This window comes from Limnothrix sp. PR1529 (assembly GCF_002742025.1).
GTDB lineage: Bacteria > Cyanobacteriota > Cyanobacteriia > CACIAM-69d > CACIAM-69d > CACIAM-69d.
In genome coordinates this window covers 15,616-29,710 of record NZ_LIRO01000142.1, presented here as the reverse complement: position 1 = coordinate 29,710, position 14,095 = coordinate 15,616, and the positions used below count along the sequence as shown (strand labels likewise).

Below are 14,095 nucleotides of genomic sequence, written 5' to 3'. Positions count from 1 at the left end.
TATATCCAGCGATCGTTGGGATTGATTGAGATTGATTGTTTTCTCAATTAACCCCAAAATTCGGATGCCTAGTGGCGTGGTGTTGCGCTGTAGATCCCTTGCTCAAGCGGATTCTTCGGGTGATTTCACGCGGGCCATCTAGAAAACCTTGGACAGCGGGCTTGGGTTTAGTAACTGCCCGATCGGGTAGCCTGCTTGCCCCTTACGGTCGTGACCCCTCGCCGATCGCTGCCACGAGACTTGTCCCAGTCTTCTTCTAATATTCCTTGAGACCTTAGCAAGACTTTAGAGATTGAGGTTCACCATGCGATACAAAGCTTTGATCGCCGCGCTTCTGGCCCTGTGCCTGAGTGTGCTAACGGCGGCCTGCGGCGATGCCTCAATGGCCAGCGATCGCCCCCTGACCTACGAAGAAATTCGGAACACCGGTCTGGCGAATAACTGCCCTGATGTCGATACCGTCACGCGCGGTTCGATCGCCCTTGAAGCAGGTAAAAATTACAGCATTCAAGCCCTGTGCTTACAGCCCCTTAATTACTACGTAAAAGAAGAAGGCCTTAACAAGCGCAGAGAAGCGGAATTTGTGGAAGGTCGTTTGCTGACCCGCAAAACCAGCTCCCTCGACCAAATTCAAGGCTCCCTGGCCGTGAACAGCGATGGCTCGCTGACCTTCACCGAAGAAGATGGCTTTGACTTCCAACCTTCAACCGTGCTGCTGCCCGGTGGCGAAGAAGTGCCCTTCCTGTTCACGATCAAGCAACTGGTGGCCACCAGCCAAGCCGGTCAAGCGGCCATCACCTCTTCCACCGACCTGAAGGGTCAATTCCGCGTTCCCTCCTACCGTGGTTCCACCTTCTTGGATCCGAAGGGTCGTGGTTTGGCCAGCGGCTATGACAATGCCGTGGCGCTGCCCGCTGATGCTGACAGCGACGAACTGGTGAAAGAAAACGTCAAGAAATACGACATCGGCACGGGCAACATCTCGCTGCAAGTGTCGAAGGTGGACGCTGACACCAACGAAATTGCCGGCACTTTCGTTAGCTACCAACCCTCGGATACCGACATGGGTTCCAAGAAGCCGAGCGACATGAAGATTGTCGGTCGCTTCTATGCCCGTGTGGACAGCGATGCCTAGGCCATAAACAAGGGACAAGGGGGACATGCAGGGCCAGCGCTGGGCAGGGGAAACTGAATTCCCATGACAAGGCGGCCCTCTCGTCATGCCCCCTAGGTTCTTTGCCTAAAAACCTTTGCTTGGGAGCCATGCCTAATCGGCGTGGCTTCCTTGTTTTTGCACGTTGTTTTTGGTGGAGATGGCTCCACTGCTTGAGGTTCCTGAGTTGGCTGAAGTCCCTGAGCTTATTGAAGGGGATGCTGAAGCGGAAGTGGAATTAGCGGAAGTGGCTGAGCTTAAGGAGTGGGCTTCGGGGGCAAAAAAGGGCGTGTATTGCTGGTGTTCGACCCGGAAGACGTTGGCATAGAGGTTGGCGGCGATTTGCTTGCCGGTTTGGGTTAGCTCCAACAGGCCGAGGGCTGGCTCAATGTACCGGTAAACCACATTCCAATAGAAGCTGGGATATTTGGCGCGCAAGTCATCGGGGCTGTGGTAGCCCAATTGTTGATTGGTGCCAATTTCCTCGAATTCGTAATAGAGGGCAGGAATTTTTTGTAAGTAGCGCGGGTCGGAGAGTTGGCCGATCAAGTCGGCGGCTCGCACCAGGCCGGGATAGCCTACGGTGTCGGCGTGGTCGTTGTCTTGAGGAACGGGGAAGCGGGTGAGTTCAATGTTGTCTTGCACGGCCTGGGTGTCGATGAGGCGGTGCTTTTTGAAGCGGTCTTTGATGAAACGTTTGCCCCGATCGACGTGGTAGGGAGCCATGCTGGCATCGGTGGCTCCGGTGGGGAGGGCGATGGTTTCGTCGTCAATGCCGGTGGCGTAGATCCGCTGCTGGGGGCGATCGCGGTGACAAACGCCGCGTACATAGCCAATGTCGTGACACAGCAGCGAGACGTGAAAGAGCAGCCAATCTTCGCAGGTCACGCCACCTTGGCGAATATGCTTGCCTTTCAAAATTTCTTGGCCCACCAGGGTGACGTACATGGTGTGCTCAACGTTGTGGTAGAGCGCGTCACTGTTGGCGATGTTTTCTAGGGCCATGTTGGCAACCCACCCGAGAATTTCCGCATAGTCCGGTTTCATACCGCCGTAGGTTTGGCGGTAGCCGTCTGCTAGTTCTCGGGTGAGTTCGTCCACGATCGACTTTGTGGGGTTGAGCACGATCGCTACCTCCGCATGAGTCGGCTGAGTTGAGAGGGCAAGGCACTCAAGGGGTTCAAGGCAGTTGCTGAGAAATCGACTGGTGCGAAGTTAACTGGCGCAAAATTAACCTGCATGATGTTTCTATCCTAGCGAGTGGCCGGCGGGATACGGTGACAGGGGCTGGGATGGGTGGTGATGACGGCGGGGGCCCGGGGCGATCGTATCTTGGTTGTTGCTGCGATCGAACTCGCGATCGTTGGTGACCCATGCCCCACGCCTCAATTCACACATCCGCTCAACCACAACCGCACTTCCCTATGGCGATCGATGAGTTTTCTAGCTCCATGCCTCATCAGCCTTCATCTTTCCCATCACAGCCCGATCGGGATCAGTTTGCCCAGGCGGCGATCGCCCAAATTCCCAAAATTTTGACCCTGTGCGATCGCAACCCCCATAGCCCCACCTACGGTTGCTTCGATCGCAACTACTGGCAATACAAAATCGTTGACTTTCCCAGCGGCATGAGCCAGGAATTTGTGCTGCCCCTGGCGTTGGTTTGGGCCTTGCCTTTACCGAACAATCCTTTTTATCAGCAGCCTAACCTTCGGCGCTGGGTTGAGGCAGGCATTCGCTACGGGGCCCAAAGCTCTCATCCAGACGGCTCCTGTGATGATTATTTTCCCTTTGAGCGGGCCGGAGGGGCGGCGGCCTTTTCTTTGCTGGCGTGCATTGATGCCTGTGAGCTAATTGGGCTGGATGATCCGCAAATTTGGCAATTTTTGAGTCGGCGGGCCGATTGGTTGGCCCATCACCAAGAAAGCGGCCGGCTCACCAATCACCAAGCCTTGATTGTGCTGTGTTTGGAGTTGCTGGGGCAGCGGCTCCAGACCGATCAATGGCAACGGGCCAAGGTCGATCGCCTCAATCAGGTTTTGTCTTGGCAGAGCACCGAAGGCTGGTTTCAAGAATATGAAGGGTGCGATCCGGGCTACCACACCCTCACCATTTCCTGTTTGGCGCGGTTGCTGACTTTGCAGGGCGACGAGGCGGATCCAAGATTGCAGCCCGCCTTAGCCCAAGCGGTGGAGTTGGTGCAGTGGTTTGTGCATCCCGATGGCTCTTTTGGAGGGGAATATACAAGCCGAAATACCTATAATTTCTTTCCCCATGGCTTTGAATTGGTGGGGCGGTGGATGCCGTCGGCCCTGGCGATTAATGACCAAGTTTTGCAAGGACTCGCACGGGGATTGGGAGCCTGTTACGCAGATGACCATATTGTGGGCCATCACACTTGGAATTATTTATTAGCTTGGCGGGATTTTGTGCCCGATCGCCCTTCCATTCCAGATCCCACGCCCCTACGAGTTTGGCTGCCAGAAGCCAGAATTTTGATCGATCGTCGCCAAAACCATGAAGGTCACTGGCTGACCTTACTGTTAGCCCTTAACAAAGGGGGCACTTTCAAAATTTTCCGAAACCAACATCTCTTGGCATCCGATACGCAATTTTCACTACAAGTGCAACAGGGCAAAAAACTGAAAAATGCTGTGGGTCATCTGGTGGATCAATACGATTTGCAAGTGGAACCCGATCACATTGGCATTTGTGGGCAACTGGGCTGGGCAAAACAAACCCTCATGACCCCTAGCAAGTTAATGATTTTGCGGTTGGTGATGTTGAGTGTGGGGCGATTTTTTCCGAACCTGATTCGGCGCACTTTGCAGCAAATTTTGATCGTGGGCAAGCGATCGACCCCCTATCGTTTTATTCGTCGTTTGGAATGGGTGGGGCAAGGCTGGCGGGTGCAAGATGAGTTGCTGGCTCCTGATTGGCAACCCGTGCAAGAAGTGGAAATCGGTACCGATCAAACTTCGATTTATGTGGTGATGAGCCGCACTTACCAAGCGGGTCAGCTCCAAAAAAGCTGGGATTTGACGAATCAGGTTCAGCATCTCCAGCCCGGTGAACCCCTGAAGGTCGATCGCCTGTTTTCCTAAAGCCGCCAACCTATTCCCCATCATTCTTCCCGCCTGAGATTTTCTATGAAGCGTTGGGTTTCAATTGCCGTTAGCTTGCTGATTTTGATTGTGATTTACACCCGCATCGACTTTGCCGGGTTGGTGCAAGTGTTTCAGCAATGCGATCCGGTATGGATGGCCATCAGCTTGGGCATGGTTGTGCCCCTAACCTTGCTGACAGCCTGGCGGTTGCAGCAGTTAATGCCCCGGGTCAGGCCCCAGGGGGCTATGCCGCGCGGGATTCCGTTGCCCAACCCAGCAAGCTCGGAGGATTCAGACCGGGCAGCATCCCCCGCGATCGAGTCGGCGGCGGTTTCCGCTGCAACCTTGAGCTTTGGAGAAGCCAATCGGCTGATTTTGGCGGCCAGTGTGTTGAATATGGTGCTGCCGTCCAAAATGGGTGACCTGGCCAAGTCCTATTTCATGCGCGATCGGGGACATTTAGATGGTTCCCTGGCCTTTTCGGTGGTGGTGTTTGAAAAGGCTTGCGATATGTTGTCGTTGCTGGTGTGGTGCGGGTTTGGCCTGCTGCTCTATCCCAGCAAGGATCCCCTGTTTTGGATCATGACGTTGGCCACGATCGGGGGGCTGGTGGCCGGGGTGGCGCTGTTGAGTTGGCCCGCCTTTGCGCGATCGGTCTTTGCCGCCAGTCAGCGAATCGCCCCCGGCAAGATGCGCCGCAAGCTCGATCGGCTCAGCGACTCCTGGCAACTGATGCACGACTACTTTTGGAGCGATCGCCGCCAACTCGCGATCATTACCCTCACCTCGATCGTGATTTGGTTTCTGCATCTTTTGCAAATCTGGTTTTTCATCTTGGCCCTGCGTGCCTTTGCGCCCTTCCTGGCTAACTTAGCCCTCTCGCCGCTGGCCATTCTGGCCGGCCTGTTGCCCTTAACCTTCGCGGGCGTGGGCACTCGGGACGCAGCCCTCATTTTGTTTTACCAACCCTACTTTGCCGCCCCGATCGGGGCCGCCCTTGGGCTGTTGTGTACCTCCCGCTACCTGCTCCCCGCGATCGGAGGGCTACCGTTTTTGGGGCAATACCTACTTCAGCTCAAGCGCTGGCAGCAGCCCACAGCCGGCTCCGACCCATAAACTTTTCTCGGTTCGCCAGGGATTCCGCAAACCCATTTGCCATCCCATCCTTGCCATCTCGCCCACAAGAAGGTTGATCAGTAGGGGGTTTACCAACAGGGATTTACCAATAAGGGTTACCAACCCAGCAAATCTCGCATAGGAGCCATGCAAAGTTTGCGAATCCGATCGCCAGAGGATACCAACCGCCAAAACCGAGATCCATCGGGCATTTTCGCGGACTGACCTCGCCCATTGACCAATTTTCTAGCCTTTATTCAGGGATCTCACAGCCAGCAGCCAACATCGATTTTTGTTAAAGGTTTTGACCTTTTCTAAAGGAAACATTAAGGATTTCTGACGAAATTCTAGACAATTACCGTTTTTGATCGGGGCGATTTCAGTTCCTGATTCTTCGGACTAAGTTTTTATACCTAACCTTTGCAAAAAAGCACAAAACTCAGTAAATCCCCACACCACAAAACCTTGAGTTCCCAACAGCCCAGAAATCTACCTCCATCGCCCTCAGCCTTTAGCAACATGGGAGTTTCTTTAATCCTTCGTTGCTCATGCCGAACATCCCTGAAGAAACTTAACAACTTGTAATGACCAAACCCCTTTCTGCGTTGTATAAAGAAATAGCCGAGAGGTGTTTAACAAGCAAACGTTAGTCAACGCGCTACTGCTAGGGATTTTTTTCGGTTCTCATAAAACTTGAAAAGTCTCTCAGATTTTGAGCCATGACTGCGGTTAATTTAACCGGCAGATTTGCCATGGCTACCTATTGAGATCCCCAATTTAAGCAAAGCGTTGCTGAACTAAGACGGAGCTGAAAAACCTTCTCGCACTGCGCTAGCAGGTGAAGGCAGCGAACTGAGTTGTCTACAGCGCAAAACCACAACCAACCTCGACAAACACCTATTCCTTAGGAGATCGATTCCATGTTCGACGCATTTGCGAAGGTTGTTTCTCAAGCCGACGCTCGTGGTGCTTATCTGAGCAACGAGCAACTGGATGCTCTGAGCGCCCTCGTTGCTAGCGGCAACAAGCGTCTCGACGTTGTTAACCGCTTGACCAGCAACGCTTCGACTATCGTCGCCAACGCTGCTCGCGCTCTGTTCGCTGAGCAACCCCAACTGATCGCTCCCGGTGGTAACGCTTACACCAACCGTCGCATGGCTGCTTGCTTGCGCGACATGGAAATCATCCTGCGTTATGTGACCTACGCAACCTTGGCTGGCGATGCTAGCGTTCTGGATGATCGTTGCCTGAACGGTCTGCGCGAAACCTACGTTGCTCTGGGCGTGCCCGGCGCTTCGGTTTCTGCTGGCGTTGCCAAGATGAAGGATGCTGCGATCGCGATCGCTAACGATCCTGCTGGTATCACCCCCGGCGATTGCTCTTCGTTGATTGCTGAAGTGGCTGGCTACTTCGATCGCGCTGCTGGTGCAGTTGCCTAATCGAAGCTGCCGTGAAGTCACTTAGGATTTCAATCTTCTTTTGACTTCAATCTCGTCTCGATTTATCGGAAAACAGGGTTTAAAGCCCCGCCCTTCAGGGCGTTTTAGTCGATGAATGGCCGCTAGGCTAGCGGTTTCAGTCTGCGGAACAACTGTAAGACCAAACATCCTTCGAGGTGGAGGCAGGTGGTGTGAAGCAGAAACCCAAACTGTGAAGTTTGGGAATCCCTGTCCGCTTGCGGTAGGGAAGATGTCAACAACGCTAACTTTAGAGACACCTAACACGGGACTATGAAGACTCCGATCACCGAAGCTATCGCAGCTGCTGATTCGCAAGGTCGTTTCCTGAGCAACGCTGAACTGCAATCGGCTCGCGGTCGCTTCGAGCGCGCTCAAGCCAGCATGGAAGCTGCTCGCGCCCTGACCACCAAGGCTGACAGCCTGGTGAGCGCTGCTGTGCAAGCTGTGTACGGCAAGTTCCCCTACACGACCCAAATGAACGGCGCTAACTACGCCTCGACCCAAACCGGCAAGGACAAGTGCGCTCGTGACGTGGGCTACTACCTGCGCATGATCACCTACTGCTTGGTTGCTGGTGGCACCGGCCCCATGGATGACTACCTCATCGCTGGTTTGGCTGAAATCAACAGCACCTTCGAACTGTCCCCCAGCTGGTACGTTGAAGCTCTCAAGAGCATCAAGGCTAACCACGGTCTGAGCGGTCAAGCTGCTAACGAAGCAAACACCTACATCGACTACGCTATCCAAGCCCTGAGCTAGTTGATGCAATCCCGGAAGAGTGTCCGAGCCGGTTGTGGCTGGTTTGCCCAGCAACGGTAACCTGGTTCAATTGGTTGGCTCCTCTTCCGGGAGCTTTTTTGTAAGCCGTGCTTGCTGTGATTTTTGGGAGATTTGTTCATGGCCGTTACTGTTGCTGCTTCGCGCCTGGGGACGGCAGCCTATGCAGATGCTGCACCCGTTGAGCTGCGGGCCTATGCTTCGGCAGATGATGTTGAACTGGTGATCCGGGCGGTTTACCGTCAGGTACTGGGCAACGATTATGTGATGCAGTCCCAGCGCTTGATTAGCTCTGAGTCGCTGCTGCGTAATCGTTCGATCACGGTTCAGGAATTTGTCCGCTCCGTGGCGAAGTCCGATCTATACAAAGAGAAGTTTTTGTATAACAACTTCCAAACTCGGACGATCGAGTTGAATCTGAAGCATCTGTTGGGTCGCGCGCCCTACGATGAGTCGGAAGTGATTGAACACCTCGATCGCTACCAAAACGAAGGCTTTGATGCTGACATCGATTCCTACATCGATTCCGCAGAATATCAAAACGCTTTTGGCGAAAATATTGTTCCCTACTACCGCGGTTTCGCGACCCAAACGGGTCAGAAGACCGTGGGCTTTACGCGTATGTTCCACCTGTACCGGGGCTATGCCAATAGCGATCGGGCACAGATTGAAGGAATCAGCCCGCGTCTAGCCACGGAGTTGGGACGCAATTCTGCTTCGGCCGTTGTGGGTCCCTCGGGCAGCAACATTGGCTGGGCCTTCCGTAATTCGCAAGACCTGGGCCAAGGCAGCCTCACCCCCACCTCTTTTGGCCAAAGCCAAAGCGATCGCCTGTATCGAGTGGAAGCAACGGGCCTGTTGGGCGCTGGCTATCCGGCCGTGCGTCGTAGCAGCCGCACCTTCACGGTTCCCTACTCGCGGTTGTCGGATCAAATGCAAAAGATCCAACGTCAAGGCGGCAAAATCGCCAGCGTTACCCCTGTTTAGGGTCTCGGCTTGAAATAAATGGAATGATGACTCAGCCCCATTGGAAGGTTGTGTTGCTTGGTCACCCTGCCCTGTACCCAGCTCGATCGGCTTGGATTGTCGGATGGCAACGGCTGCTGACTGGGCTGATGCAGCGCAGCGGTGACACGCCGCAACAGGGCCAAACCATGAATGGCTGGGACTTGTTTGCTTGCTCCTGTTTGCTTGTAGTGGTTGCGATTGACGAGGTGCAATGATCATGATTCATTCATGCGTTGTACCTCGTTTTCTATCGTCTTGAGAAAGACAGTATTCCACAGTTAAACTGCGACATTTAACTGCGAAGTTTTTTAACAGTTTGAGGGAGAGTTTATGCTCGGTCAAGCGCTTGCGGGTTCGTCGGCCAACACCACTGCTGGGGCCCGTGTGTTCCGTTATGAAGTGACGGGTTTGGCTCAAAATGACCAAACCGATCGCCAGTCCTATTCTGTGCGCAATAGCGGCAGTATCTTCATTAACGTTCCCTATAGCCGCATGAACCAAGAAATGCAACGGATTCTGCGGTTGGGCGGCAAAATCGTCAACATCACTCCTGTGGTTGTGGGCGACGAAGGCGCGGCTGAATAGTTACGGTTCCATCCCCAGATTCTTGGATCGATTCTCGAATCTGTAGGGGTTGGTTCCGGTGGGAATTAGCCCAAGGATCAGGCTCCGTGACTTGCTTGCCAGTTTCGTGCTTCTTCGGCATTCCTTTCAATCGCTAAGATCCATCACTAAGATCCGTCTTGCCAGCGGGAGTCCAGCTTCAAGATCTGAAGTGGCTCCCGCTTTTTGCATAACGAACCGCATTCCCTAGGCAGCTCCCAACCAACCGGTGAGGAGTTGTTCTTGCAGCGGGCTGATGTCTTTGAGAAGGGCAACTTCATAGCGACTGGGCTTGGGATCAGCCAGTTCTACGGTGGTGGATTGGAGTTGATCCTGATGGAAATAGGTGATGGTGAGTCGATCGCCCGGTTGATAGTCTCGGAGGCGATCGGGCAATTGTCCCGCTGCTAACCGAATGCCATCCAGCGCCAGGATTTCATCACCAGGATCGATGCCCGCATGATGGGCGGGGGATTGAGCTTCGGTGAATTTCACCATTTCGCGGCCCTGCTCGGTAGCCAGACGCAAACCCAAGTAGGGAACTGCGCGATCGACAATTCCCCTTAGCTCTAAGCCAAAGGGTTGCAGATAGGTTTGGAGTGGCAATTCTTCGGTGGTGTGCAAATAGCGATGGAAGAAATCACTCAGGTTTTCTTCAGCCACTTCAGCAATAATGGACTCCAATTGTTGAGCGGTAAAGCCCACTTCTGGTTGGCCAAATGCTTGCCACAGGCGCTGCAAAACATCATCGAGCGATCGAGCATTGTCAAACTTAGCCCGAATTTTTAAATCCAATAGCAAGGAAACCATTTCTCCCTTCAGGTAATAGGAGATTTGGTTATTGCCACTGTGGGCTTCAGCCCGATAAAGCTTAATCCAAGCATCAAAGCTCGATTCGGCCAAAGGCTGAACCAACCGTCCCGGTGTATTCAAATAGCGAGTAATTTCCTTGCTCAATTGTGTTAGGAAATCTGCTCGGCTATAAATACCCGCGCGGCAGGGAATTTGCAAATCATAGTAGCTGGTGGTTCCTTCGCAAAACCACAGGGACGGCGTGTAGTTTTCCGCATCATAATCAAAGGTTTCTAGCTCTTTGGGCCGGATCCGCTTCACGTTCCAAAGATGGAAAAACTCATGGGCCACCAGTTGCATGAACTGATGGCGTTTTTCCGTTTGCTGGAATCCATAGCGGTTATAAATCAGCGAGCAGGAGTTTTTATGCTCTAGGCCGCCATAGCCCTGACCGGTGAGATGCAAAATAAATAGGTAGCGATCGTAGGGCAGTTCGCCAAATAGGTTAGCTTCAACTTTGATGATTTTTTCAAAGTCCTCAAGGATCGATTGGGGTTCCAGGTTGCCATTGCCCCAGATCGCTAATTCATGGGATTTACCCAGCACTTCAAAGCGATGCAGTTGATGGGTTCCAATTTCAAAGGGACTATCAACCAGTTGATCGAAATCGGCCGCTTGAAAGGTTTTTTGGGTTCCTTGATCGTTGACCAAGGGCAGAGCAGTGGCCACTTGCCAGTCCGATCGGGGCAGGGCAATGGTCACTTGCAACGGAATTTCTAACCCCCCAACGGGATAGAGGAACGTGGCTGCCCCGTTGAAGTAGGCATGGGTGCGATCGAGATGGTTCGTGCGCACGGTCAATTCGTTAGCAAACAGCCGATAGCGAATGGTGACCGTTTCTAACTGCCCGATCGCCACTTGCCAGTGATTTTTGGCCAGCTTTCGCCACAGCAGTTGCTGTTGGTTTGCCCCCCAAGCACTGAAGTCTTGCAGATGCCGTTCATACTCCCGAATCAGATAGGAACCGGGAGTCCAAACGGGAAACTTGAGATCTAAGGTGGTGCTTTGCCAACCCTCCAACACCAGTTCAATTTCAAAAAGGTGGGTTTGTGGCTCGGGCATGGCCACTTGATAAGTTAACCGTGGCAACTGGGCTGCTCGACGATCGGGCGGGGTGGCAATTGCTTGGGTCATGGGTCAAAGAAAGAGAAAACGTCATCAACGGAATGCAATCACAACAGAGGAAATGGTCAGCAACAAACTGACCATGCCATCTGACTATGCCGCTCAATAGCCTCTCACTAACCTTGGCTTGCCAGTTGTCGTAACTGTGGCAAAAAGGGCAAGTGCATAATTTTTTCGTGCGGATCGATCTTCACCCAACCTTTTTCTTGCAGTTTCGCCATAATTTTGGCGGTTTCTTCGAGGGTAATGTCACTGACTTCTGCCAAATCCTTGATCGGGATATTCAGAATGTCGCGTCCCCGATCGGCCGGTTGTCCGTAGTCATCGGCCAAAGAAGCCAAGGTGTTTGCTAATTTGACGGCGCTCGGTTTTCGGCGCAACTGCAAGCGGGTGTTGGCATTCCGAACCCGGCGCACCATGAGTTGCAGCAGTCGGTGGTGTAGCTGGGAATCTTTAAACAGGGTTTGGACAAATCGTTGAGCGGAGATGCTAAATAGTTCCACTTCGCTCAGGGCCAACACATCGGTCGATCGAGGCGATTCGTCCAAGATGGCCATTTCTCCAAAAAAGTCACCCTGACCCAAAATGGCCAAGGTCATGTCTTTGTCCCCCGAGAGCCGACGGACTTTCACCCATCCGGAGGCAATGAAATAGACCGCATTTCCCCAAGAGTCTTCCATTAAAACGGCGCGTCCTGCGGGGTAATCATGCTCGACTGCGGCCGCCAACAGCCAATCGAGCGTTTCTTGACTGGCCGCATTGAACAATGGAAAAAGCTCTGTAAAGGTTTCAGTTTGCATTGCCGGAGAGTTAGTTGGCATGGTTCTTTGAGCCTAGCAAGATTCTGTCCTAGATGGCAGATGAAACACCCAGAGTCTTGACGAATTGCGGTTGGGTTTCGGCGGTTCGGGACGGGGCGATCGCCCCATTCTCCTACGCTCAGTTATGGGTCTTAATGGTGACTCTAAATGCCTGACCCCATGACTTCGCTCAATGGCTGGCCACAACGGGCCGCCGTCAACCATCGGTTGAATTTAGCTGAATTTAGCGCCCCATGGCCATCTTCTGGTCACGGGTTGAATGGTCTGGTTGAATGGTCTGGTTGAATCATCTTCGATGACGTTCTGAAGCAACATTCCGGCCAGCTCGAATTAACCCTAGTTGCTTATGGTTAATTCCCGTTAATCGTCCCCTCCTTAGGATCTTCGTCGGCTGATGGGGAAAATCCTCCCAAAACCAAACGAAATTCCGGCCCTTTAGGCTCAGCGCCGATCCACAATTCCCAGAACATCTTGGGGCTGACCATGCTTGCGCGATCGCCCCCATCGTGATGCACTAAAGGGTGTCGTTGCGTTCTGTAAAGAAATCTGTTCTGTGAAGATTTCTGTATTTCATACCCCGGAGTTAACCCCCCAATTTTCGGGGAGCGAGTCGCCGACGACCCCAGCGCCGGACTGTGCGATCGCCATTGATGTGTTGCGGGCCACGACCACGATCGCCACAGCGCTGGCCGCCGGAGCGGAATCGGTTCAGGCCTTTTGCACCCTTGAAGAATTGATGACCACCAGCGAGGCTTGGCCGGCCGATCGTCGCATTCGGATTGGCGAGCGGGGCGGCAAAACCGTGGAAGGCTGTGATTTGGGTAACTCTCCCCTAGACTGTACCCCCGATCGGGTGGCGGGCAAACGCCTGTTCATGAGCACCACCAACGGCACTCGGGCCCTGCAAACCATCCAAAACGCCCCGGTTGTTTTGGCGGCGGCCCTGGTGAATCGACGGGCGATCGTGGACTTTGTGTTGGCCCAACAACCCGCCACCCTCTGGATGACTGCTTCCGGCTGGGAAGGCAGCTTTTCCCTGGAAGATACGGTCTGCGCTGGTGCGATTATTTCTGCCCTGTTGGAAAAACTAGGTCAGGACTCAGATTGGTTCGGCAACGATGAGGCCGTGGCGGCGTTGGCGCTCTATGACCAATGGCGCGATCGACTGCTGCAACTGTTTCACCAGGCAAGCCACGGCCAACGCCTGCTGCGGCTGGGTTTGCTGGAGGATTTGGAATATTGCGCCAGTCAGGATCGCCTAGATGTGGTGCCCATCCAAACGGCCCCGGCAGTGTTGACCCGCGCTTAGTTTGCATTTAATTGGCACTTAATTGGCATTTAATTTGGCGTTGAATTCGTGCTGCGTTCTTGCTAAGTTTTTGCTCAACTTGCATCATTCGCACTGAGTGAGCCAAACCTGAGCTAAAACCTAAGCCAAAACCAACGCCCAGTCAGCTATCGGCCCCGGCTGATGGCTGGCTGCACCATGGACAGGGCTAATTCACTAAAGATCTCATCCACATTGCTGCCACTTTTGGCGGAAGTCCAATAGAGCGAGTAGGTCACGCCGGCCAGGAGGGTTTCCACCTGAAGCTGTAGATGGTGTTTATGGGACTCGTCCATCAAATCGACTTTGTTGATGGCCAGAATCACGACACTGGTGGGCGAGACCGATCGCACTAAATTGGCATGGTCGCGCAGATGACTAACCGTGTCGGGGCGGGTGGCATCGGCCACCACGATCGCCCCAGAGGATCCTTGAAGATAGCTGGGGGCAATCCGCTGAAACTTAGTTTGGCCCTCCACATCCCAAATCAGCAACTGCAATTCCATCGGCTCCGGCCGCTCAGAGGCCCGATCGAGAGACGGATCTGGCAGCGGCACGGGCACAATCTTCCGAGAGATTTTTACCCCAATGGTGGACAAGTAGCGATCGCTAAATTGCCGATCCACAAATCGACGAATCAGGCTGGTTTTGCCAACTGCATAATCACCGACCAAACAAATTTTTTTTGAAAGGGTTTGCATGGCTTTAGGGGGTTGGCAAACGCACCGGCGACTGGGCCGATTGTA

General features: G+C 53.5%; 13 protein-coding genes. 9 read left to right on the top strand and 4 right to left on the bottom strand.

The window, feature by feature from the left end; all coding sequences use genetic code 11:
* Positions 1 to 304: 304 nt before the first annotated feature.
* Positions 305 to 1,135, top strand: a complete 831-nt coding sequence (locus tag AMR42_RS19245) for a photosystem II manganese-stabilizing polypeptide (protein ID WP_099535472.1) — start codon at positions 305 to 307, stop codon at positions 1,133 to 1,135.
* A gap of 132 nt (positions 1,136 to 1,267) precedes the next feature.
* Here the strand turns inward: AMR42_RS19245 and AMR42_RS19240 are convergent, their stop codons facing one another.
* Entirely contained in the window at positions 1,268 to 2,278 is a 1,011-nt protein-coding gene (locus AMR42_RS19240; RefSeq protein ID WP_347278271.1) for an Npun_R2479 family HD domain-containing metalloprotein, read from the bottom strand.
* A gap of 326 nt (positions 2,279 to 2,604) precedes the next feature.
* Between AMR42_RS19240 and AMR42_RS19235 the strand changes: the two genes are divergently transcribed.
* The 7 genes from AMR42_RS19235 (at position 2,605) to AMR42_RS19205 (ending at position 9,206) form a co-directional block, all read left to right on the top strand.
* Positions 2,605 to 4,257: a hypothetical protein gene (locus AMR42_RS19235; protein WP_099535509.1), complete on the top strand. Its 1,653-nt coding sequence runs from the start codon at positions 2,605 to 2,607 to the stop codon at positions 4,255 to 4,257.
* 45 nt (positions 4,258 to 4,302) lie between these two features.
* Positions 4,303 to 5,376 carry a lysylphosphatidylglycerol synthase transmembrane domain-containing protein gene (locus AMR42_RS19230; protein WP_099535470.1) on the top strand — a complete coding sequence of 358 codons (1,074 nt, stop codon included), beginning with the start codon at positions 4,303 to 4,305 and terminating at the stop codon, positions 5,374 to 5,376.
* A 920-nt stretch (positions 5,377 to 6,296) separates the two neighbouring features.
* Positions 6,297 to 6,815, top strand: coding sequence for a phycocyanin subunit beta (locus tag AMR42_RS19225; RefSeq protein ID WP_099535468.1), 519 nt, complete (start codon positions 6,297 to 6,299; stop codon positions 6,813 to 6,815).
* Positions 6,816 to 7,106: 291 nt separating this feature from the next.
* Positions 7,107 to 7,595: a phycocyanin subunit alpha gene (cpcA, locus tag AMR42_RS19220; RefSeq protein WP_099535466.1), complete on the top strand. Its 489-nt coding sequence runs from the start codon at positions 7,107 to 7,109 to the stop codon at positions 7,593 to 7,595.
* A gap of 138 nt (positions 7,596 to 7,733) precedes the next feature.
* Positions 7,734 to 8,600: a phycobilisome linker polypeptide gene (locus tag AMR42_RS19215; RefSeq protein ID WP_099535464.1), complete on the top strand. Its 867-nt coding sequence runs from the start codon at positions 7,734 to 7,736 to the stop codon at positions 8,598 to 8,600.
* 26 nt (positions 8,601 to 8,626) lie between these two features.
* On the top strand, positions 8,627 to 8,836 hold the full coding sequence (locus tag AMR42_RS19210) for a hypothetical protein (RefSeq protein WP_099535462.1): 210 nt from the start codon (positions 8,627 to 8,629) through the stop codon (positions 8,834 to 8,836).
* A gap of 115 nt (positions 8,837 to 8,951) precedes the next feature.
* On the top strand, positions 8,952 to 9,206 hold the full coding sequence (locus tag AMR42_RS19205) for a phycobilisome linker polypeptide (protein WP_099535459.1): 255 nt from the start codon (positions 8,952 to 8,954) through the stop codon (positions 9,204 to 9,206).
* 225 nt (positions 9,207 to 9,431) lie between these two features.
* Here the strand turns inward: AMR42_RS19205 and AMR42_RS19200 are convergent, their stop codons facing one another.
* Positions 9,432 to 11,210 carry a M61 family metallopeptidase gene (locus AMR42_RS19200; RefSeq protein ID WP_099535457.1) on the bottom strand — a complete coding sequence of 593 codons (1,779 nt, stop codon included), beginning with the start codon at positions 11,208 to 11,210 and terminating at the stop codon, positions 9,432 to 9,434.
* Positions 11,211 to 11,317: 107 nt separating this feature from the next.
* A complete protein-coding gene (locus AMR42_RS19195; protein ID WP_099535455.1) occupies positions 11,318 to 12,001 on the bottom strand; it encodes a Crp/Fnr family transcriptional regulator in 684 nt (227 codons plus the stop codon).
* A 574-nt stretch (positions 12,002 to 12,575) separates the two neighbouring features.
* On the opposite strand from AMR42_RS19195, the gene AMR42_RS19190 reads away from it, so the two are divergent.
* Entirely contained in the window at positions 12,576 to 13,331 is a 756-nt protein-coding gene (locus AMR42_RS19190) for a 2-phosphosulfolactate phosphatase family protein (RefSeq protein ID WP_099535507.1), read from the top strand.
* A 146-nt stretch (positions 13,332 to 13,477) separates the two neighbouring features.
* Here AMR42_RS19190 and AMR42_RS19185 read toward each other — a convergent pair whose 3' ends face one another.
* The gene (locus AMR42_RS19185) at positions 13,478 to 14,050 is read right to left on the bottom strand and encodes a Rab family GTPase (protein ID WP_099535453.1); all 573 of its coding nucleotides are present in this window, start codon (positions 14,048 to 14,050) and stop codon (positions 13,478 to 13,480) included.
* Between the last annotated feature and the right edge of the window lie 45 nt (positions 14,051 to 14,095).